Here is a 20347-nt window from a genome sequence, read left to right on the forward strand (position 1 = left end):
GGCACGGCTCGTCCGACGCCGAGTTCGTAGCCGGCAGCGAGAACGACGACCTGTGTCGTCGCCGGTGTGGCAAGCAAGTCGAGGACAGGCATTGCGGATCCTTTCGGTCGAACGACGGCTACCGGAGGCCTCCGTCGCTGAGCGGACGCACTCGATCGTCGTGTCTCGGCAACGCGGTGTCCTCGGGCGGCGGGCGGCAGCGGATACGGAGTTCGACGTAGGTCGCTCACCCGCAACCACGCTCCTCGACGTAGGCGGTTGCGCAGTTCGGGGGAGTTGTCATCCCGGCCCGGAGCCATATGATCGCGCCATGCAGGAGCGCGTCACGTTGTTCCGCCCGCCCGCCTGGGCGCAGGATGTGCTCCTGGCGGTGTTCATCACGGTGATGCAGGTCCAGGGCACGGTCGTCCGCAACGGCGGGGAACCGGAGGCCGTGCTGCGCCCGCTGTCCGACCTCGGGAATCTCGGCTACCTCCTCTTGGTCACCGGCGGCGCGGTCCTGGTCTGGCGCCGCCGCCGTCCCGTCGCAGTGTTCGTCGTGACCGCGCTCGCGAGCATGGTGTACTACGCGCTCGATTTCCCGGACGGTCCCACATGGCTGGGCCTGTTCGTGGCCCTCTACACCCTCACCGCCCGCGGCGACGGACGTCGCTCGCTGGTGGTGGCCGGGGTCGGCATTGCAGCACTGTCCGCGGTGTGGCTGCTCGCCGCGGCCGACATCGAGCCCCCCGCCGCGGTCGGCTGGGTGTACTTCCGGATCGGCGCCGCGGGCATGAGTGCCGCCCTCGGGGAGAGCGTCCGCTCGAGGAGAGTCATCGCGGAGGAAGCGCTCGAGCGCGCCGAACTGGCAGAACGCTCTCGTGAGGACGAAGCACGCGCCCGGGTCGACGAGGAACGGCTCAGGATCGCACGCGAGGTCCACGACACCGTCGCGCACGCCATCGCCGTCATCAACGTGCAATCCGGGGTCACCGCGCACGTGCTGGACAAGCGACCCGAACAAGCACGCCGGACGCTCGAGGCCATCGAGCAGACCAGTTCCCGGGCACTGCAGGAGATGCGGGCCATCCTCGGAGTCCTTCGCGACGACCGCGACGACCGCCTCCCGCCGCCGGGCCTCGCGCAGGTCGGCGAACTCACCGCCAGGGCGCGCGACGCCGGGCTCGACGTCGAGTTGGAGACGATCTCACCCCCGCCGCCCGTACCCGGCGCGGTCGGCAGCGCCGTGTACCGGATCCTGCAGGAGTCGATCACCAATGTGATTCGCCACGTCGGCCCGACCCGGGTCGCGGTCGTACTCGACTACGGCCCCGACGCCGTGGAAGTCCGCGTGACGAACGACGGCCCGCGCATCGGTGGGGACACCGAGGAAGCAGCCGACCGTGCCGACGGTGGGTTCGCCGGCACGGGCACACGCGGACACGGGATCGTGGGAATGCGCGAGCGTTGCCAGCTCCTGGGCGGAGACTTCGACGCCGGTCCGCTCCCGGGCGGTGGCTTCGCCGTCACCGCCCGGCTGCCCTTGGCCCCGACCGGAACGGTGAACGCATGAACCCGGGCGCCTCCGGCCCCGACGCCCCCATCAAGGTCCTGCTCGTAGACGACGAGCATCTCGTGCGGTCCGGTTTCAGGATCCTGCTCGAGGTCGAGGACGGCATCACGGTGGTCGGGGAAGCCGCAACCGGCGCCGAGGCCGTGGAGCAGGCCCGCGCCGTGCGCCCGGACGTCGTCCTCATGGATATCCGGATGCCGAAGATGGACGGCATCGAGGCCACCCGGCAGATCACCACCACCCCCGGGCTCCAGCACGTACGCATCCTCATCCTGACCACCTACGACACCGACGCCTACGTCTTCGAAGGCTTGCAGGCCGGCGCCAGCGGCTTCCTGCTCAAGGACGCCGGCCCCGCCGAGCTCCTGCACGGTATCCGCGTGATCGCCGCCGGAGAGGCTCTGCTCGCACCGCGCATCACGCGCCGACTCATCGCCCAGTTCACCGCACAGCGCACCGCCGACAAGGCCGCCGATCGTCGGCTCGAGGTTCTCACCGACCGGGAACGTGAGGTCCTGACGCTCGTAGGTATGGGCATGAGCAACAAGGAGATCGGCGCCGAACTCTGCCTCAGCCCGGCCACCGCCCGTACCCACGTCAGCCATGCCATGGTGAAACTCGGGGCTCGCGACCGCGCGCAACTGGTCGTCATCGCCTACCGAACAGGACTCGTGAAGCCGTGAGCGATCCCCCGCCTGTGAGCGCAGCGACGCGCCCCCGGGGGGCCGAATGTCACATCGCGTCGATCGGATCGACGCGATGTGACATTCGGTCGGGCAGGCGGGCGGGGGGTCGGTCGGGGGTCGGGCAGGCGGTCGGTCAGGCGGACTGCTGCTCGCGCTGGAGTTCGAGGGCGATGTCGATCAACTGGTCCTCCTGGCCACCGATGAGCTTGCGCTTGCCCGCCCGCACCAGCAGTTCCGCGGCGGAGACCCCGTACCGCTCGGCCTGGCGCTCGGCGTGGCGCAGGAAGCTCGAGTACACCCCGGCGTAGCCCATCATCAGGGCCTGACGGTCGAGGAGGCATTCGGCGGGCATCACCGGGCGCACGACGTCCTCCGCGGCGTCGGCGATCGCGAAGAAGTCGATGCCGGTCTTGATCCCCACCTTGTCGCACACCCCGACGAACGCCTCGACCGGGGTGTTGCCGGCACCCGCGCCGAACCGGCGGGCCGACCCGTCGATCTGCTTGGCGCCGGCCCGGACCGCCGCGATCGAGTTCGCCACGCCCAGGCCGAGATTCTCGTGGCCGTGGAAGCCGACCTGCGCGTCCGACCCCAGTTCGGCGACGAGCGCCTCGACCCTCTCGGTGACCTGTTCGAGAACGAGCGCGCCGGCGGAGTCCACGACGTACACGCACTGGCAGCCGGCGTCGGCCATGATGCGGGCCTGCTCGGCGAGCTTCTCCGGGGTGACGGTGTGCGCCATCATCAGGAAGCCCACGGTCTCGAGTCCGCGCTCGCGGGCGAGCCCGAAGTGCTGGACGGACACGTCGGCCTCGGTGCAGTGCGTGGCGATGCGGCAGATCGAGGCGCCGTTGTCCTGCGCCTCGACGATGTCCTCCTTGATGCCGACACCGGGGAGCATGAGGAACGCGATCTTCGCGTGCTGGGCGGTGTCGACGGCGATCTTGATCAGTTCCTGCTCGGGCACCTTCGAGAACCCGTAGTTGAACGACGAGCCCCCGAGACCGTCGCCGTGGGTGACCTCGATGACGGGGACGCCCGAGAGGTCGAGGGCGGCGACGACGGCACGCACCTCCTCCCGGTCGAACTGGTGACGCTTGTGGTGGGAGCCGTCGCGCAGCGACGTGTCGGTCACGCGGATGTCCCACGACGGTTCGAAGAAGATGTCGTCGCGGCGGTCGGTAGCGGTCATCGGATTCACGCCTTCACGGAGGTGTTCGAGGGGAGGGCGTCCGCCGAGAGGAGTGCGCGGGCGATCTCCTCGCCCACCTTGGTGGCGGCCGCGGTCATGATGTCGAGGTTGCCGGCGTACGGCGGCAGGAAGTCGCCGGCGCCCTCGACCTCGACGAAGGTGGTGACGGTGGCGTGCCCGCCGGACACGACGGTCGGATCGTCGAACTGCGGTTCGTTGAGCAGACGGTAGCCGGGCACGTACTGTTGCACGTCGGCGACGACGCGGTGGATGGATTCGGCGATCGCGTCCCGGTCGGCGTCCTCGGGGATGGCACAGAAGATGGTGTCGCGCATGATCATCGGCGGGTCCGCCGGATTGAGGACGATGATCGCCTTGCCTCTGCGGGCACCGCCGATGGTCTCGATGCCCCGGCTGGTGGTCTTGGTGAACTCGTCGATGTTGGCGCGGGTGCCCGGACCGGCGGATACCGACGCCACGGACGCCACGATCTCGGCGTAGGGCACGTCCACCACGCGGGAGACGGCGTGCACGATCGGGATGGTGGCCTGGCCGCCGCAGGTGATCATGTTGACGTTGGGCACGTCCAGGTGCGCACCGAGGTTCGCGGGTGGCACGACGGCCGGTCCGACGGCCGCGGGGGTGAGATCGATCGCCCGGATGCCGGCCGCCTCGTACCTCGGTGCGGCCTCCCGGTGCACGTATGCGGACGTCGCCTCGAACACCAGGTCCGGCTTCTCCGGCTGCGCGAGCAACCAGTCGATCCCCTCGGCCGACGTCTCCAGGCCGAGCGTGCGGGCGCGGGCGAGTCCCTCGCTCGCGGGGTCGATACCGATCATCCAGCGAGGCTCGAGCACATCCGAGCGTTGCAGCTTGTAGAGCAGGTCGGTGCTGATGTTGCCCGACCCGACGATTGCGACACGTGCCTTGGCCATGGTTTCTCCTTGTAGTCGGGACCGGGTGGTCACGAGAACGTGAGCGAGACGGAGCCCAGTCCCGCGAACTCGGCGTGGAACTCGTCGCCGGGGCGCGCATCGATCGCCCGCGTGCACGAACCGGGCAGGACGATGTCGCCCGCCTTCAGCCGCACCCCGAAACTGTCGACCTTGCGGGCGAGCCACGCGACCGCGGTGACGGGATTGCCGAGCACCGCGTCGCTGCGTCCCTCGGCGATCCGCTCGCCGTTGCGGGTGAGCACCGCGTCGATGCCCTTGATGTCGATATCGGACGGCGCGACCCGCTGCGTGCCGAGCACCCAGCCGGCAGACGAGGCATTGTCGGCGATGGTGTCCGCGAGGCCGATCTTCCAGTCCTTGATCCGGCTGTCGATCAGTTCGATGGACGGCGCGAACGCGACGGTGGCATCGAGGACGTCGTTCTCGGCGCAGTCCGCCCCGGGCAGGTCCTTGCCGAGCACGAAGGCCACCTCGACCTCCACCCGCGGGAAGCAGTACCGCAAGGTGTCGACGGGCCGGTCCTCGAAGACCTGCATGTCGTCGAGCAGATGACCGTAGTCGGGCTCGTCCACACCCATCATCTGCTGCATGGCCAGGGACGACAGCCCCACCTTGTGGCCGACCACGCGAGCACCGGCCGCGAGGCGACGCCGGATGTTGATCAGCTGGATCTCGTAGGCGTCGACGACGTCGATGTCGGGGTGCCGGGCCACGAGCGGGTCGACGGGGGTACGGTCGCGCTCGGCGGCCTCGAGCTCGTCCGCCAGCCGGGTGCGCAGTTGCGTCGGCAGCATTGCGGTTCCTTCCTGTTCACCGGCGACCGGCATGTTCTGCAACCTGTTTCCGTTCGACGCGTGGTGTGCGGGTGATCTTCCTGGCAGAAGGGATGGACTCACCGCGCCATCATTCTATAACGTGTTCTACATGATCAAGCAGGAATACGACATCGTCGTCGTCGGCAGCGGCGCCGGCGGAATGACCGCCGCGCTGACCGCCGCGCACCGGGGCGCGAGCGTCGTCCTGGTCGAGAAGGCACCGCACTACGGCGGTTCGAGTGCGCGCTCGGGCGGCGGCGTGTGGATTCCGAACAACGAGGTCCTCGGGGCGGCCGGCGTCACCGACACCCCGGAGGCCGCCCGCACCTACCTGCACAGCATCATCGGCGACGTCGTGCCCGCCGGCAAGATCGACACCTACATCGACCGCGGGCCCGAGATGCTGTCCTTCGTCCTGGAGCACAGCGCCCTGGAACTGCAGTGGGTGCCGGGCTACTCCGACTACTACCCCGAGGCCCCCGGCGGCCGGCTCGGCGGGCGGTCCGTCGAACCGAAGCCGTTCGACGGCAAGCGACTCGGCGACGACCTCGCCCTGCTCGAACCCGACTATGTCAAGGGCCCACCCAACTTCGTCATCACCCAGGCCGACTACAAGTGGCTCAACCTGCTCATGCGCAATCCCCGCGGGCCGGTCCGCGCCGCGAAGGTCGGCGTGCGGTACCTGTGGGCGCGGGCCCGCAGAAGGCACCTGCTGGTCCGCGGCCAGGCACTCATGGCCGGACTCCGCATGGGTCTGCGTGACGCCGGAGTACCGCTGCTGCTGAACACCGCTTTGACGGACCTCGTCGTCGAGGACGGGGTGGTGCGCGGTGTGCGGGTCGAGTCGGACGGACAGCAGCGCACCGTCCGGGCCCGCCGCGGCGTCGTGATCGCCTCCGGCGGTTTCGAACACAACGAGCAGATGCGCACGCAGTACCAGCGCGCGCCGATCGGCACCGAGTGGACCGTCGGCGCGAAGGCCAACACCGGGGACGGCATCCGCGCGGGCCAGTCCCTCGGCGCCGCCGTCGATTTCATGGACGACGCCTGGTGGGGCCCGTCCTTCCCGCTCACCGGCGGCCCGTGGTTCGCCCTGTCCGAGCGCAGCCTGCCGGGCTCGATGATGGTCAACGCGGCGGGCCGGCGCTTCGTCAACGAATCCGCCCCGTACGTCGAAGCGGTGCACGCCATGTACGGCGGTCGGCACGGCCGGGGCGACGGGCCCGGCGAGAACATCCCGTGCTGGATGATCCTCGACCAGCGCTACCGCAACCGCTACACCTTCGCCGGCATCACGCCCCGCAGCCCCTTCCCCAAGCGCTGGCTGAAGGCGGGTGTCGTCGTCCGCGCCGGCTCGATCGCCGAGCTCGCCGGGAAGATCGGGGTTCCGGCCGCCGCCCTCACCGCGACGGTGGAACGCTTCAACGGTTTCGCCCGGGCGGGCCGGGACGAGGACTTCGGGCGCGGGGAATCGGGCTACGACCACTACTACGGCGACCCGCGCAACAAGCCCAACCCGAGTCTCGGCGTCATCGACAAAGCCCCCTTCTACGCGATCAAGGTGGTGCCCGGCGATCTAGGCACCAAGGGTGGCCTGCGCACCGACGCCGACGCCCGGGTCCTGCGCGAGGACGGGACCGTGATCGAGGGCCTCTACGCGGCCGGCAATGCCAGCGGTCCCGTCATGGGCCACACGTACGCCGGACCGGGCGCCACGATCGGCCCGGCCATGACCTTCGCCTATCTCGCGGTCCTCGATGCACTCGCCCGGCCGAAGCAGCCGGCGGTGCCGCCGGTCTCCGAGACCGTCGAACAGCACTGACCCGCACCCGGCCGCGCCGATCTCCGTCCGCCGAACAGAAAGGCTCATTCGTGCCCATCGATCCCGCCGTCGCGCTCGGCGCCGAACTGCCCGTCCAGGAATTCACCTGGAGCAGCAGCGACGTCCAGCTCTATCACCTCGGCCTCGGCGCCGGAGCCCGTCCCACCGACCTCGGTGAGCTCCGCTACCTGCGCGACGGCGACCCGCAGGTCCTGCCCACCTTCGCCACCGTCGCGGCGACGTTCCACGCGACCGAGCCGCCGAAGGTGTCGTTCCCGGGTGTCGAGATCGACCTGGCGAAGGTGGTGCACGGCAGCCAGGAGGTGACGGTGCACGCTCCCCTGCCGCCGGAAGGCAAGGGCCGCACCGTGACCCGGATCGCCGAGGTGTGGGACAAGGGCAAGGCCGCGGTCATCGTCCAGGAGTCGACGACCACAGATCCGGCCGGTAGTCCGCTGTGGACGGCCCGTTCGTCCATCTTCGCCCGCGGCGAGGGCGGCTTCGGCGGCGAACGCGGACCGTCCGAGTCCGTCGAACTTCCCGGCCGGGCACCCGATTTCGAGGTGGACGTCGCGACGCTGCCGCAGCAGGCCCTGCTGTACCGGCTGTGCGGCGACCGCAACCCGCTGCACTCGGATCCGGAGTTCGCGACAGCCGCCGGATTTCCCGCCCCGATCCTGCACGGGCTGTGCACCTACGGGATCGTCTGCAAGACGATCACGGATGCGGCCCTCGCCGGGGATGCCGTGGCCGTACGGGGATTCAAGGCTCGATTCGCCGGCGTCGTCTTTCCCGGCGAGACACTGAGGGTGCGCGCCTGGCGGACCGGCGACCGCGTGCTCGCGACAGCCGCGGTGGTCGAGCGTGACCTCGCCCCCGCCCTCACCGACGTCGTCCTCACCCTCGCCTGACCCCGTCCTCCCCCAGCACCGCCCTCTCCCAGCACCGCCCTCCCCCAGCACCGTCCCGGCACGGGGCGGTGAGAAAGCAGCGCATCCATGACGATTCGCACCGAACCCCTGCGCCTGTCCCGTCGCGGTTTCCTCGCGGCCGGCGCGGGCGCCCTCGCGGCCACCGCGCTCGGCGGCTGGACCCCCGTCCACGCCGTGCCGGCCGGCTCGTCCGGCGCCACGCTGCCCACCCCGGCCGCCTTCCCCGACGGCATCGCCCTGTACCAGCAGGCCTACCAGAACTGGTCCAAGGAGATCATGCTGGACGCCATCTGGACCTGCGCCCCGCGCAGTCCCGAGGACGTCGTCCGCCTCGCGAACTGGGCCCACGCCCACGGGTACACCATCCGGCCACGCGGCGCGATGCACGGGTGGACGCCGCTGACCATCGTCAACGGCGCACCGATCGACAAGGTGATCCTGGCGGACACGATGGTGCACCTGAACGCAGTGTCGGTGAACCCCGGATCGGCACCCGCCACCGTCACCGCCGGTGCGGGCGCGACGCTCGACGCGATCACCACGGCGCTGCAGGCGAACGGACTCGGCTGGGCCAACCTTCCCGCGCCCGGCGTACTGTCCGTCGCCGGTTCCCTGGCCGTCAACGCCCACGGCGCCGCGTTACCCGCCGACGGCGAAGCGCAGGTGCCGGGGAACACGTTCGGCTCGCTGAGCAACCTCGTCACGGAACTGACCGTGGTGGCGTGGAACGGGAGCGAGTACGCGCTGCGCACCGTCACGCGCGCGGACGCCGACAGCACCGCACTGCTCACGCACCTGGGCCGCACGTTCGTCACCTCGGTCACCCTGCAGGCCGGGCCGAACACGCGGATGCGGTGCCAGAGCTACACCGACATCGACTGGCGCGAACTCTTCGCCCCCGCCGGCGCCGCCGGACGCACCTTCGAGAGCTTCGTGCGCGCTTCCGGGCGTGCGGAGGCGATCTGGTACCCCTTCACCGACAAGCCGTGGATGAAGGTGTGGTCCCTCGCCCCCGAACGGCCGGCCACGTCCCGCGAGGTGTTCGGCCCCTACAACTACCCGTTCTCGGACAACGTCCCCGAGCCGGTCACCGATCTGCTCGGGCAGATGACCGCCGGGAATCCGGCCGTCGCCCCGGCCTTCGGCCAGGTCTACTACAACACTACCGTCGCGGGCCTCGCCGCCACGAACTCGAGCGACATCTGGGGCTGGTCGAAGGATCTGCAGTTCTACATCAAGGCCACCACCCTGCGGCTCACGGAGGGCGGCGGCGCGGTCCTCACCAACCGCGCCAACATCGCGAACGTGATCCACGACTTCACGCAGTGGTTCCATCAGCGCATCGAGCACTACCGGGCACTGGGGCAGTACCCGCTCAACGGCCCCGTCGAGATCCGATGCTGCGGACTCGACCAGCCCGACGACGTGCAGGTCCCGTCCGCCGGGCCGCCGACCATCTCCGCGACCCGCCCGCGACCCGATCACCCCGAATGGGACACCGCGATCTGGCTCAACGTGCTCGGGGTGCCCGGTACACCCGGGATGTTCGCGTTCTACCGCGAGATGGAGCAGTGGATGCGCGGACACTACGACAACGGCGGCGCCTCGTTCCGTCCCGAATGGTCCAAGGGCTGGGCGTTCGGTCCCGAGCTGCCCTACACGGACCAGCGGATCGTCGAGCAGGTCCTGCCCGACACCTACCGCGAGGGCGTGCCCGCGGACGAGAACTGGGACTCGGCGCGAGCGGTGTACAACCGCCTCGACCCGCACCGGATCTTCAGCAACAGCTTCATCGACCGGCTGCTGCCCTGACGAGAGGCCGGCCCGTATCCGCACCCCCCGGTGCTACTTGCGCGCGTCCTCACGCGCGCGATTAGCACCGGACCGCGCGAGCATCGCGCCGACGGGACCCCTGCCCAAGCGGCCCCACAGCTGTCCCAGCCGCACCCACAGCTGCCAGTACGCCACACCCACGACGAGTGACGCCGCGAACGCGAGCCACGGGTCGATGTCCCGCAGTTGCGGATAGACCGTGAAGTGGGTCAGGTAGATGTACAGCGACGACGCGGCGAGCACCTCGGCCGGCCGCACCAGCAGCACCGGCCACCACATCCGCGGCACCCAGATCAACAGGAGCAGCCCACCGATCACGAGCGCGGTGCGCTCGGGTTCGGCGTGGAAGAACCCCGGTACGGTCGCGATCGCCACGGCGGAGACCACCAGCCGTTGCCACCCCGCGTCGGCCCGGGCTGCCGCCCAGCCCAGCGGAAAGAGCCAGAACACCACGTACGAGGCGAGGATCTGACTGGTCGGCATGTCCGGCCCGAGCACCTCGTACCGGGTCAGCAGCCCCAGGCCCACCAGTCCGAGCGGGAACGCGAACGGGAATCGTCGCTCGTGCCGGTCGAACCACGAAACGGCGAGCAGCAGAGCCACCGCGACCAGCGCGTACACCAGTGCCTCGACGAACCAGTACCGCCACTCCCTCGTCCAGGCGGGCGGTCCGAACACCCCGTTGAGCAGCAGCACACTCGACCAGCGGTACTCGCCGGTGATCACGTGTACCGCGCCGATCCACACGGCGGCGGGTGCGGCGACCCGCGCGACACTGAGCAGGGTGGTGCGCAGCCGTTCGGCGCGAGGCTTGGGCAGCTGGAACCGCGCGTAGTTGTAGCCCGCGGCGGCGAGCAGCACATGCGCTCCCCCCACGAGGGCGAACAGGTGCAGGTGCGAGCCGACGATGAACACGATCGCCACGGCACGGATGAGCACGTTGGTCTCGACGGTCCGCCAGCCTCGCGGTGTCCGGCGCGACGACGGGCTCAGCTCGCGCAGCGGCGTCGTCGGCCAGTCCGCGGGCAGGTGCCCGAGCAGCCGCTCGAGCCGCACCGACATGCGCACGTACGACAGCGAGTCGCCCCCGAGGCCGACGAACGTGCTGTCGTCGGTGACGTCGTCGCGGCTGAGTACGTCCGCGTAGAGCTCCCGCAGTTGCCGGAGGTCGGCGGCCCGAGATTCGGGGGCCGGCCGCGGCGGCACCGGGGTAGCGCCCAGAGCGGCGACAGCGCGGTAGTCCGGTTTGCCGTTCGGTGTGCGGGGCAGCTCGGCCACGACGCACACCCGCACCGCGGACTCGGGCAGTCCGCTCGCGCGCGCCGCGACCGCCCGTACGTGCGCGGCGTCGGCGGACTCGACGGCGACGATCAGTTCGTCGTCGCCGCCGGCGCAGCACGCGGCGAGTTCGTGGCGCGTGAGGACGGATTCGATGCGTTGCAGATCGATGCGAAGACCGAACAGCTTCGCGAAGCGCGATCGACGGCCGACGATCCGGTACAGCCCGGCGTCGGTGCGGACGGCGAGATCACCGGTGCGCAGTTCGTCGACGGTGCGCCCCAGAGCCAGATCGGACGGGTCCGTGGCATAGCCGAGCATGACGTTGGGCCCGGTGTAGACGAGTTCGCCGGCACCGTCGCCGGCCTCGGGCACGGGGTCGATGCGGAAGGCGCCGCCGGGGACGGGGACGCCGATCGTGTCGGGGTGCTCCGCGGCGAGATGCGGGGGCAGGTAGGCCATGCGGGCGGTGGCCTCGGTCTGCCCGTACATCACGAAGAACCGCCACCCGCGGCGATGGCCGAGGCCGACGTAGCGGCGGACGCGGTCGGGGTCGAGGCGACCGCCGGCCTGGGTGACGTAGCGCAGGTGCGGCAGGGCCATGTCCGCGAAACCGACACGGTCGAGCAGGTCGAAGGTGTACGGCACGCCGGCGAGTGCACTGATCCGGTGCCGGTGCACGAGGTCCCAGAATCCGGGGTCGGTGACGGACCGGTCGGTGAGCACGACGCCGGCGCCCCGCAACAGGTGGCTGTGCAGCACCGACAGCCCGTAGCAGTAGTGCATCGGCAGCGTGGTGATCGCGCGGTCGGTGTCGCGGATGTCGAGGTAGTCGGCGATGGCCTCGGCGTTGGCCTGCACGTTGCGGTGCGACAGGCGGACGAGCTTGGGCGAGCCGGTCGAGCCGGAGGTGCTCAACAGCAGCGCCAGGTCGGGGTGCAGGTCGTGGCCGGTGCCCTCGGCGAGTTCCTCCAGGCGGCCGCCGTCGACGACGACGTCGGGCCGGTACGCCTCGATCGTCGCGGCGAGGGCGTCGGGCCGGTCGCCGGGCACGAGCAGGACGGGATGGCCGGCGGACAGCGCCGCCAGGTAGGCGACGATCGCGTCGACGGTGTTGGCTCCGACGACGAGCACGAGCCGGCGGGTGGTGCCGAGTCGGTCGGCGATGCCGGCGACCCGCTCGGCCAGGTCGCGATAGGTGATCTCGGCGCCGTCGCAGACGAGTGCGGTCCGTTCGCCGTGCTCGGCGAGGCGTCGGACGAACGGAACCGTCGGACAGTCGACGAGCTCGGTGGAACGTGGTGACACCGCGGCAGTCTATAAGGTTTGGCTGTCCTGAATCCAGGCTCGGGCGGGTTCGCGGAGCAGGGCGAGGCGGCTGAGCAGCCGGTCGACGTCGGGTTCGGCGGGGACGGACGTCGCGAAGTCGGCGCGCGCGACGGTGGCGCACACGGTGAGCCGGGCGCCGGCGTCGCACAGCACATCGACGACGTTGCCGAAGCGGCGCAGGGCATCCGGGTCGACCTCGCGCAACGGCGGGACGCCGGTGACGATCCACTCGCGGTGGTCGCGAAGGACTGCGAGGTAGTCGGCGGGCGCGGTGGGCGCGCAGCACAGGTCGGCGAAGTCGAACCAGACGACGCCGCCGCGCACGGCGAGCGCAGGCAGAGCCCGGCCCGACGGCCGCAGCGTTCGCCGCTCTCCCGGTTCCGGCAGGTCGAGGACGCCGGGCGAGAGGAACTCGCCCGACCCGAACCCGCCGTCCGGTGCGGGCGCGGCCGTGCGGCGACGGTCGATCGGCCCCCCGACCTCGACCACCTCCATCCGGCGTTCGAGCAGGACGATGGTGGGTTCGAACAGGTGGTGGAACAGGGGGTTGGGCAGCAACCCCGACGGCGGATAGTTGGAGGTGGCGACGAGCGCGACGCCCCGTCCGAGGAGGGTGCGCACGGCACGCGCGACGAGCATGCCGTCGCCGATGTCGTGGACGTGGAACTCGTCGAAGCACAGCACGCGGGCGTCGCCGACCGCGGCATCGACGGCGTCGTCGATCGAGCCGAGTCGATGCGCATGCGCATGCAGGGCGGTGAAGAAGCCGTGGAAGTGGTGCCGTCGCGCGGGCACGGGCACCGTCTCGAGAAACCGGTCCATCAGCCACGTCTTGCCCCGGCCGACCGGCCCCCACAGGTAGACGCCCGACGGGGAGGCCCGCCGGGCAGCGAGATCGCCACCGAGCCGATGCAGCGCCTCCGCGCCGGCGCGCTGGTGCGGATCGTCCACCGTCATCCTCCTCTGCACGTGCCGGGGACTCTACATGTGTAGAGTTCCGGGCATGGCCCGCAGTCCCGATCGCCGCGCCCTGATCGCCGAGACCACCCTCGACCTGATCGCCCGTGACGGACTGCGCGCCCTGACCCACCGGGCGGTGGACCGCGCCCTCGACCTTCCCGACGGTTCGTGCTCGTACTACTTCCGCACCCGCAGCGGTCTGATCGATGCGGCCGTGCGCCGTCTCACCGAACGCTCCCGTGCCGAGTTCGCACACTCCGGCCTCACCCGGCCACCGGCCCCGATCGACGTCGACGCCGCCGCGCGAGCGGTCGCGACGGTGCTCGACCACAACCTGAGCCACCGCCGCCGGGATCTGCTCGTGCGGTATGCCCTGGCCACCGATCCGACCATCGCCGCCGAACAGCGCGCCGCCCTGGCGACCTCTCTGTTCTCCCGCGAGGCCGCGCGCGGCCTCGCGCTCGCCTGCGAAGCCGAGGACGCCGACGGCGCAGCCGCCGATCTCGTGAGCCTGGCCGAGGGACTGACCGCGGACCGGCTGCTCGGCGCCCGGTCGCTGGACGGTGTCACCGCCGGCACGGAGGAGAGCGTCGCGCTACTGGCCCGGCCGATCGCGGTGTTCCTCCGGGGCCTGCGCCCCGAGCGGGACGTCGGCACCTGCGGATGCACGCGCACGTAATCGATTGCGGCAGGCGAGAACCGGAGGTGGACGCACCGGGATCGCGGAGGCGGTCCACTGGCACACTCAGGTACCGATCCCGGCAAACGACTCGCTGAGCGCCGCGATACCGGCGCGCACCGCGGGCCGGTCGTTGTCCCGGCGCCGGAGGGCGTAGATCTCCCGCTCCAACGTCGGCCGTACGGGCACGATCGCGATCGTCTCCGGCACCCACACCCGAGCCAGGCGCGGCACCAGTGCGGCGGCGAGGCCGTGCGCGACGAACTCGAGCTGGGCAGCGAACTCCGGCACCTCGTAACGGACCCGGGGCTCGACGCCCCGCTTGCGCAGCGTCTGGACCAGCCAGGTGTGGAAGACGGCACCCTTCGTCCAGGTCGTCCACGGCATCTGCGCGATCTCGTCGAGATCGACGTAGTCCCGGTGCGCCAGAGGATGATCGATCGGAAGCGCAACGTCGGCGGAATCACGGTGCACGAGCGTGCATACCGCCGCTTCGGGGAGCTGGAACGGCATCGTGACCCAGCTGTCGACGACGGCCAGATCCAACTCGCGCCGAACAACCGCAGGGACGAGTTCCTCGGTCTCACCGACGACGAAACCGATCCGGAGTCCGGCGTGGCGGCGCTGCAGGGCGGCGATCGCCGCCGGAGCGACGACCCGGCTCGCCGACGCGAACGACCCGATCCGCAGGTCTCCGACCACGTCGCGCTCGAGGGACACGACCTCCGATTCTGCTTGCGCCAGAAGGGATATCACCTCTCGCCCACGGCGCGCCAGCAGGCGGCCCGCATCGGTGAGCTGCACTCCGCGACCGGACGGCACCAGCAGCGCCACACCGACCTCGCGCTCGAACTTGTGCAACTGCTGCGATACCCCCGACGGGGTCACATGCAGGGCCTGCGCCGCCGCACTGATCGAGCCGTACTCGGCGACCGCACACAGGGCCCGGAGGCGCTCGACGCTCAACACGGTAGTAACTCTACCGATTCATCGGCACGAATATTTACTTGTGCTCACGGGTCGGCCCCTCGAGAATTCGAGCATGACCTCCGGACCGCGCCTGCCGCCTGTGCTCGTCGCCCGCCCCCGCTTCACCGTCACCCCCGTGGATCCGCGGGTGACGGTGCTGGCAGGTGCCGCGGCGACGTCGCTGACGGCCGGCCTGATCAAGCTCTCCGGGGTGTCGCCGGCGACATCGACCCTCTTCCGGTGCGCATTCGCTCTTCCCGTACTGGGCCTTCTTGCGCTGCAAGAGATTCGGCGACACGGAGGCATTTCACGCCGCGTGCTCGCCACCCAGGCGCTCGGCGGCGCGATGCTGGGCATCGACTTCGCGCTGTGGGCACGATCGATCGAGATGATCGGTGCCGGAATCGCCACGGTCGTCGTCAACGTCCAGGTCGTCGTCGTCCCGCTGCTGGCGTGGCTGGTCTTCCGCGAACGGGTTCCGGTGCGCTTCGTCCTGGCGGTTCCCTTCCTGTTCGCCGGTGTCGCGCTCGCCGGTGGAGCCCTGTTCGGCGGCGGCGAGACCGATCGGTCGATGTGGGGAACACTGCTGGCACTGGCCGCAGGCCTCGCGTACGGCACCTACCTCTTCGTCGCCGGTCGGGCGGGTTCGGAACGAAGAGCCTCCTCGCAGGTGTTCGTGTCGACTCTCGTCGCCGGCGTCGTCGGCACTTCCGTCGGCTCGCTGTGGGGCCCGGTCGACCTCACCCCCGGTTGGCCCGCCCTCGGATGGCTGGCGATGCTGGCGCTGAGCGGCCAGGTGCTCGGCTGGGTCCTGATCGGAATCGGCCTCCCCCGGCTCCCGTCCGAGGTCGGCGCGACGCTGTTGCTCGCTCAGCCCGTGCTGGCGATGGGGGTGGCGATCGCCCTCGTGCACGAGCGCCCCACTCTCGTCCAGTCGATCGGATGCGCGGTCGTGGTCGCCGCCGTCTGGTTCGTCAGCCGCGCACCGGCGACCCCCGAGCGGCACGACCGGCAGGCGCCACCCCCACAAATCGATCCCATCTCGTTATCCACCCGCCCCCGCGCCGTGTGCCCACCCGCCGACCTGGGGGCACGCCGCGGCGCACAGCAGAGTACATCGGTGTAATTCTCTGTGGCCCAGCGCAATTCTGCACTCGAGGGCTGCACATCGCGCTGCCGCACCGGATAATCCCTACCATGCCCCCAGCCCGCGCCTCCGTCCCGGCGCCGATGCTCGCCACCGCCGGCCGCCCGCCGATCGGCACCGGATGGGCGGTGGAGATGAAGTGGGACGGCGCACGCACGGTGGCGATGTGCGACGGCGAGCGGTGCCGGCTCCACAGCCGCAACGGCAGGGACGTCTCCGGGATCTACCCGGAGCTGACGATCGCGCTGTCGGCGCTGGCTCGCGGCCGTCCGACGGTCGTCGACGGCGAAATCGTCGCGCCCGACCCGCGGACCGGGGCGCCGTCGTTCCCCCGGCTGCAGAGCCGCATCCACGTGGCGAAACCGACGGCCGCGCTGATCAGGACCACACCCGTGGAGTTCTACGCGTTCGACCTGCTCGCGCTCGACGGCGCACCGACGACCGGGCTGCCGTACCTCGAACGCCGTCGCCGGCTGGTCGACCTGTCGATGTCCGGTCCTCTGGTCCGCACCCCACCGCACTGGATCGGCACCGATACGAAGATCCTGCTCGACCTCGCCCGCGACCACGGTCTCGAAGGCATCGTCTGCAAGCGGACCGACTCGACCTATCAGCCGGGACGCCGGTCCCCGGCATGGATCAAGACGGCGCTGCGCAGGAACGCCGAGGCCGTCGTCGCCGGGTGGTTGCCGGGCACCGGTCCGCACCGCGCCACCTTCGGGTCCCTGGTCCTCGGCGCCCACGACGACGACGGTCGTCTCGTCCACATCGGCAACCTCGGCACGGGCTTCACCACCGCGGGGCGACGGGCCCTGTGGGAGCGGCTCGACGAACTCGAGCGGCCCACCTATCCGTTCGACGTCACGCCGCCGGCCCCCGTCGTCCGGGCCGCCCGGTGGGCCGAACCCGTACTGGTCGGCGACGTCGAGTACCGGGAGTTCACGGGCGACAGTCTCCGGCACCCCAGCTGGAAGGGGTTGCGACCGGACAAGGAGCCGGACGAGATCCTCGTTCCGCCGCTGCCGTAGCGCCGCGGGATCTCCCGGACGCGTCGTCCACCGTCACGGCGGCCGGTGGTGACCTCGGGTCACGGGAGTGGGACGCCGACCTCGTCGACCGCCAGCCACAGCCCGCCGAACTCCTCCACCCGGTGGCACAGCACCTGCCCGGGTTCCTCGTCGGCATAGAAGTACAGCGGATGCCCGGCGTACGTGACCTGGGTGGTCCCGTCGGAGCGCGCCGTGGTCCCCAGCAGTGCCTGGTCGGCGTCGCCGGCCGCGACGGGGGCGCCGACGGTGAGGACCGGCGGCCACGCCACGGCGCAGTCCCCGTAGCAGTCGGGAACCGTGCCCACCTCCCGGTCGAAGATGTAGATCGCCTGGTCCGTCCGGTCGAAGAGCATCTCACCGAGGGGACCGTTCGCCGTGGTGACCACCGTCGACTCTCCGGCCGCGGTCACCGCGGGGCCCGACTCCGGGGCGGCATCGTCGGTGCTGTCGTCCGTCGCCGCACAGGCGGTGGCGACGAGCATCGCGAGCGGGAGGATCGCGCACCGCGCGGCAGGGGCACGCCCGCCGAGTCGCGCCGTCACCGGTGCTCGGGATTCTCGAACGAAGGATGACAACCGGCATCCCACAGGGAGCGTTGATTGCCCCCGACTGGAAAACCGCCGGCCCGCACGAGCAGCGCGGCGGTGTGCATGAGGTTGTAGGTCATGAAGGCGGTGTTGCGGTTGGTGAAGTCGTTCTCCGGACCGCCCGACCCCGGATCGAGGTATGACGGGCCCGGACCGGCCTCCCCGATCCAGCCGGCGTCGGCCTGCGGCGGGATCACGTATCCGAGGTGCTGCAGGCTGTAGAGGATGTTCATCGCGCAGTGCTTGACGCCGTCCTCGTTGCCGGTGATCAGGCAACCGCCGGCGCGACCGTAGTACGCGTACTGGCCGTGCTCGTTGAGCAGCGACGAACAGCCGTAGAGACGTTCGACGACCTTCTTGGTGACCGACGAGTTGTCACCCAGCCAGATGGGGCCGGCGACGACGAGGATGTGCGCGGCGAGGATGCGCTCGAACAACTGCGGCCATTCGTCGCTCGGCCACCCGTGCTCCGTCATGTCGGGGTACACGCCCGTCGCGATGTCGTGGTCGACGGCCCGGATCTGGTCCACCCTGACGCCTTCCCGTTCCATCAGCGCCACACTGCGATCGATCAGCCCCTGCGTATTGCTGGTCTCGGGCGACCGTTTGAGTGTGCAGTTGACGAACATGGCGCGCAGCCCCTCGAACCGGCGCGATCCGTCCGTGCCCTGCAACCCCTCGAAAGCCGGTTCGGTCATGGGTCCTCCCACACGAGATCCGCACGCCCACGATAGACCGCGACGACTGCCCACGGAAGCGGTTCCGCGTCCGTCCTGCTGCCGGCGACCTCCGGTAACGTGCGGAACATCTGGCCCAGGGAAGGGACCGGCACCGGTGACGGACGAACTCGACGCAGCCTCCTACCGCGACCGGATCGCGGCCGCACTGACCACGTACGCCTGCGGAGACGCGTTCGGCGTCCCCTGGGAGGGCGCGGACTCCGCGGACATCGATCTCGGGACGGCGGCAACCCTGCCCGTCCGGCCGGGCCGGCCCCGGGGCGCGACGTCCGACGACACGGCGCTCACCCTCCTCGTGGCCGAGGTGCTGACGACGACCTCGAACGAGGACCCGGGCTCGAGGTTCCTGCGTCTGCTCAGCGAGCGCGCCGAGACCGTCCCGGGCCTGGGGCCCTCCACACTGGCCGCGATCCGGGCCTTCCGCGAATCGGGCCGGCGTCCCGAGACCGGTGGCGACACGAACGGCGCTGCGATGCGGGCTCTTCCGGCCGGTTGGGCGGTTCCGGTCGACGAACCGGATCGCCGGCGCGCACTCAGCCTGGGTCTGTCCCGGGTGACGCATCCGTCACCGGACGCGCAGTGCGCGGCAGCGGTGATCTCGGCGTGCGCCTCGTGGTCGCTGGAAGGCGCGGACGCGCAGCGGTTGCTCGAGGTGGCCCGCGACGAGGCGCGCATCGCGACCGGGGAATTCGGTGGTGGCCGTCGTCTGGGGGACCTCCTCGCCGCGGTCGCGACGGACCGCTGGAGCGCCGCCCCGTCGGGCGTTTCGCTCGAACCGTACGACACCGTCGCCGCCGTGCTGCACTGCATCGTCACGGCGCGGTCGCCGATCGACGCCATGCGCGCCGCCGTCGCGCTCGGCGGGGACACCGACACGGTCGCCGCCCTCGCAGGCGGTCTGCTCGGTGCCGGATTCCCGTCCGCGGAGGCAGCGCTCACGCAGATCCCCTGGTCGTCCGCGGTGCTGCTGCCGGACGCGGCCGTCGTCACCGGATTCGCGACCGGTCTTGCCGCGGCGCGAGCCGCCGGCCGGTAGACCGCCGGTCACAGGACGCGGTCTCGGTGCGGCGCCGCCGGCCGGGAGGCGAAGGCGCCGCGGCGTTCGTGCCGGTGTCGTCCATGACGGTCGACGGGAACGGGTGTGGCGTCTTCACGGGAGAGCGTGGAACTCGAGCTGGGCTGCCGGTGCGGAACCGTCGGAGCAGTTGCCGGGGTGCGCGTCGAGACGGGTATCGAACGTCAGGCCGCCTGTGCGACCTCCGCGCTCGTCACCGGGATCGACTGCTGCGATTCCGCCTGCGCGACGGCCGCCGAGGGCGCACCGCAATGCCCGGTCGCCCGGCACACCAGGTGTGTGGCCGCGCAGAAGATCCCACCGAGTACTGCCCACAGCAGCGAACCGAACATCCACAGCCCCACCACCGCCACGGCCAGAATCAGTATGCCGTCCAGCACGAAAGCCATCGTGGGATGTGCAACCAGCGGTTCGTCGTTGCCCTGCCGTTCCGACTCCATACGCCCGTCTCCTTTCCTGCCGACTCCGTATCCGATACCCCGCTCGGACGGAATCCACACCCCGGGTGCACGAACCCGGGAGGCGCCGCAACGAACGCGATACGCGTTCGACTGGCGACATCGTTTTGTGATGCGATACAAATCAGTGCATAATGTGAGAGCGATCACATTGTGGTACGGCAGGGGGTACATCGTGATCCATACCTTCGAGGGTCGGCACAGGTTACCGACCGATAACGACGAGGCCGACGAGTCCCGCTCGCGTCTGCGGCACACGTCCGGCACGGCGGGGGGCGCCCGCGCGGG

18 protein-coding genes are annotated in these 20347 nt (G+C 70.6%); 9 read left to right on the forward strand and 9 right to left on the reverse strand.

Annotation, left to right across the window (positions count from 1 at the left end; all coding sequences use genetic code 11):
• The first annotated feature begins 310 nt into the window (after window positions 1-310).
• Together OEY_RS0114120 and OEY_RS0114125 are read left to right on the forward strand one after the other, a co-directional pair.
• Window positions 311-1552 (forward strand): sensor histidine kinase, encoded by a 1242-nt coding sequence (locus tag OEY_RS0114120; RefSeq protein ID WP_010594507.1) that lies wholly within the window; start codon window positions 311-313, stop codon window positions 1550-1552.
• On the forward strand, window positions 1549-2235 hold the full coding sequence (locus OEY_RS0114125; protein WP_010594508.1) for a response regulator transcription factor: 687 nt from the start codon (window positions 1549-1551) through the stop codon (window positions 2233-2235). The genes OEY_RS0114120 and OEY_RS0114125 overlap by 4 nt, the downstream gene beginning before the upstream one ends.
• A gap of 136 nt (window positions 2236-2371) precedes the next feature.
• Here the strand turns inward: OEY_RS0114125 and dmpG are convergent, their stop codons facing one another.
• The 3 genes from dmpG to OEY_RS0114140 are packed head-to-tail and all read right to left on the reverse strand — an operon-like array spanning window position 2372 to window position 5180.
• On the reverse strand, window positions 2372-3430 hold the full coding sequence (gene dmpG, locus OEY_RS0114130) for a 4-hydroxy-2-oxovalerate aldolase (protein WP_003935900.1): 1059 nt from the start codon (window positions 3428-3430) through the stop codon (window positions 2372-2374).
• Window positions 3431-3435: 5 nt separating this feature from the next.
• Complete coding sequence (locus tag OEY_RS0114135) at window positions 3436-4365, reverse strand: acetaldehyde dehydrogenase (acetylating) (protein WP_010594510.1); 930 nt, start codon at window positions 4363-4365, stop codon at window positions 3436-3438.
• Window positions 4366-4394: 29 nt separating this feature from the next.
• Window positions 4395-5180 carry a 2-keto-4-pentenoate hydratase gene (locus tag OEY_RS0114140; protein WP_010594511.1) on the reverse strand — a complete coding sequence of 262 codons (786 nt, stop codon included), beginning with the start codon at window positions 5178-5180 and terminating at the stop codon, window positions 4395-4397.
• Window positions 5181-5310: 130 nt separating this feature from the next.
• On the opposite strand from OEY_RS0114140, the gene kstD reads away from it, so the two are divergent.
• The 3 genes from kstD to OEY_RS0114155 all read left to right on the forward strand — a co-directional run bounded on the left by kstD (window position 5311) and on the right by OEY_RS0114155 (window position 9767).
• Window positions 5311-7023, forward strand: coding sequence for a 3-oxosteroid 1-dehydrogenase (gene kstD, locus OEY_RS0114145; protein WP_010594512.1), 1713 nt, complete (start codon window positions 5311-5313; stop codon window positions 7021-7023).
• A 50-nt stretch (window positions 7024-7073) separates the two neighbouring features.
• Entirely contained in the window at window positions 7074-7934 is an 861-nt protein-coding gene (locus tag OEY_RS0114150) for a MaoC/PaaZ C-terminal domain-containing protein (protein ID WP_010594513.1), read from the forward strand.
• Between the two features lie 87 nt (window positions 7935-8021).
• Entirely contained in the window at window positions 8022-9767 is a 1746-nt protein-coding gene (locus tag OEY_RS0114155) for a cholesterol oxidase substrate-binding domain-containing protein (protein WP_010594514.1), read from the forward strand.
• A 33-nt stretch (window positions 9768-9800) separates the two neighbouring features.
• On the opposite strand, the gene OEY_RS0114160 is transcribed toward OEY_RS0114155, so the two are convergent.
• Both OEY_RS0114160 and zapE read right to left on the reverse strand, forming a co-directional pair.
• On the reverse strand, window positions 9801-12374 hold the full coding sequence (locus tag OEY_RS0114160) for a non-ribosomal peptide synthetase (RefSeq protein ID WP_010594515.1): 2574 nt from the start codon (window positions 12372-12374) through the stop codon (window positions 9801-9803).
• 9 nt (window positions 12375-12383) lie between these two features.
• Window positions 12384-13352, reverse strand: a complete 969-nt coding sequence (gene zapE / locus OEY_RS0114165; protein ID WP_017680920.1) for a cell division protein ZapE — start codon at window positions 13350-13352, stop codon at window positions 12384-12386.
• A 46-nt stretch (window positions 13353-13398) separates the two neighbouring features.
• Here zapE and OEY_RS0114170 point away from each other — a divergent pair, with 46 nt between their 5' ends.
• Entirely contained in the window at window positions 13399-14034 is a 636-nt protein-coding gene (locus OEY_RS0114170; protein ID WP_010594517.1) for a TetR/AcrR family transcriptional regulator, read from the forward strand.
• A gap of 66 nt (window positions 14035-14100) precedes the next feature.
• Here the strand turns inward: OEY_RS0114170 and OEY_RS0114175 are convergent, their stop codons facing one another.
• Window positions 14101-15003, reverse strand: a complete 903-nt coding sequence (locus tag OEY_RS0114175; RefSeq protein WP_010594518.1) for a LysR family transcriptional regulator — start codon at window positions 15001-15003, stop codon at window positions 14101-14103.
• A 73-nt stretch (window positions 15004-15076) separates the two neighbouring features.
• Here OEY_RS0114175 and OEY_RS0114180 point away from each other — a divergent pair, with 73 nt between their 5' ends.
• Both OEY_RS0114180 and ligD read left to right on the forward strand, forming a co-directional pair.
• On the forward strand, window positions 15077-16129 hold the full coding sequence (locus tag OEY_RS0114180) for a DMT family transporter (RefSeq protein ID WP_230831689.1): 1053 nt from the start codon (window positions 15077-15079) through the stop codon (window positions 16127-16129).
• 71 nt (window positions 16130-16200) lie between these two features.
• Window positions 16201-17178 (forward strand): non-homologous end-joining DNA ligase, encoded by a 978-nt coding sequence (gene ligD, locus OEY_RS0114185; protein ID WP_010594520.1) that lies wholly within the window; start codon window positions 16201-16203, stop codon window positions 17176-17178.
• A gap of 59 nt (window positions 17179-17237) precedes the next feature.
• Here the strand turns inward: ligD and OEY_RS0114190 are convergent, their stop codons facing one another.
• Together OEY_RS0114190 and OEY_RS0114195 are read right to left on the reverse strand one after the other, a co-directional pair.
• Complete coding sequence (locus tag OEY_RS0114190) at window positions 17238-17741, reverse strand: COG4315 family predicted lipoprotein (protein ID WP_010594521.1); 504 nt, start codon at window positions 17739-17741, stop codon at window positions 17238-17240.
• Entirely contained in the window at window positions 17738-18484 is a 747-nt protein-coding gene (locus OEY_RS0114195; protein ID WP_010594522.1) for a flavodoxin family protein, read from the reverse strand. Before OEY_RS0114195 ends, OEY_RS0114190 begins: the two co-directional genes overlap by 4 nt.
• A 136-nt stretch (window positions 18485-18620) precedes the next feature.
• On the opposite strand from OEY_RS0114195, the gene OEY_RS0114200 reads away from it, so the two are divergent.
• Window positions 18621-19562: an ADP-ribosylglycohydrolase family protein gene (locus OEY_RS0114200; protein ID WP_010594523.1), complete on the forward strand. Its 942-nt coding sequence runs from the start codon at window positions 18621-18623 to the stop codon at window positions 19560-19562.
• A gap of 203 nt (window positions 19563-19765) precedes the next feature.
• On the opposite strand, the gene OEY_RS0114205 is transcribed toward OEY_RS0114200, so the two are convergent.
• Complete coding sequence (locus OEY_RS0114205) at window positions 19766-20041, reverse strand: hypothetical protein (protein ID WP_010594524.1); 276 nt, start codon at window positions 20039-20041, stop codon at window positions 19766-19768.
• Between the last annotated feature and the right edge of the window lie 306 nt (window positions 20042-20347).

This window comes from Rhodococcus sp. P14, from assembly GCF_000256505.1.
In the GTDB taxonomy this organism is placed as follows: domain Bacteria; phylum Actinomycetota; class Actinomycetes; order Mycobacteriales; family Mycobacteriaceae; genus Rhodococcus; species Rhodococcus ruber.

Excerpts from the sequence above, each read along its gene's own strand:
- OEY_RS0114120 (WP_010594507.1), top strand. The coding sequence starts at position 311 with ATGCAGGAGCGCGTCACGTTGTTCCGCCCGCCCGCCTGGGCGCAGGAT.
- OEY_RS0114125 (WP_010594508.1), top strand. The coding sequence starts at position 1,549 with ATGAACCCGGGCGCCTCCGGCCCCGACGCCCCCATCAAGGTCCTGCTC.
- dmpG (WP_003935900.1), bottom strand. The coding sequence starts at position 3,430 with ATGACCGCTACCGACCGCCGCGACGACATCTTCTTCGAACCGTCGTGG.
- OEY_RS0114135 (WP_010594510.1), bottom strand. The coding sequence starts at position 4,365 with ATGGCCAAGGCACGTGTCGCAATCGTCGGGTCGGGCAACATCAGCACC.
- OEY_RS0114140 (WP_010594511.1), bottom strand. The coding sequence starts at position 5,180 with ATGCTGCCGACGCAACTGCGCACCCGGCTGGCGGACGAGCTCGAGGCC.
- kstD (WP_010594512.1), top strand. The coding sequence starts at position 5,311 with ATGATCAAGCAGGAATACGACATCGTCGTCGTCGGCAGCGGCGCCGGC.
- OEY_RS0114155 (WP_010594514.1), top strand. The coding sequence starts at position 8,022 with ATGACGATTCGCACCGAACCCCTGCGCCTGTCCCGTCGCGGTTTCCTC.
- zapE (WP_017680920.1), bottom strand. The coding sequence starts at position 13,352 with ATGACGGTGGACGATCCGCACCAGCGCGCCGGCGCGGAGGCGCTGCAT.
- OEY_RS0114170 (WP_010594517.1), top strand. The coding sequence starts at position 13,399 with ATGGCCCGCAGTCCCGATCGCCGCGCCCTGATCGCCGAGACCACCCTC.
- OEY_RS0114180 (WP_230831689.1), top strand. The coding sequence starts at position 15,077 with ATGACCTCCGGACCGCGCCTGCCGCCTGTGCTCGTCGCCCGCCCCCGC.
- ligD (WP_010594520.1), top strand. The coding sequence starts at position 16,201 with ATGCCCCCAGCCCGCGCCTCCGTCCCGGCGCCGATGCTCGCCACCGCC.
- OEY_RS0114195 (WP_010594522.1), bottom strand. The coding sequence starts at position 18,484 with ATGACCGAACCGGCTTTCGAGGGGTTGCAGGGCACGGACGGATCGCGC.
- OEY_RS0114205 (WP_010594524.1), bottom strand. The coding sequence starts at position 20,041 with ATGGAGTCGGAACGGCAGGGCAACGACGAACCGCTGGTTGCACATCCC.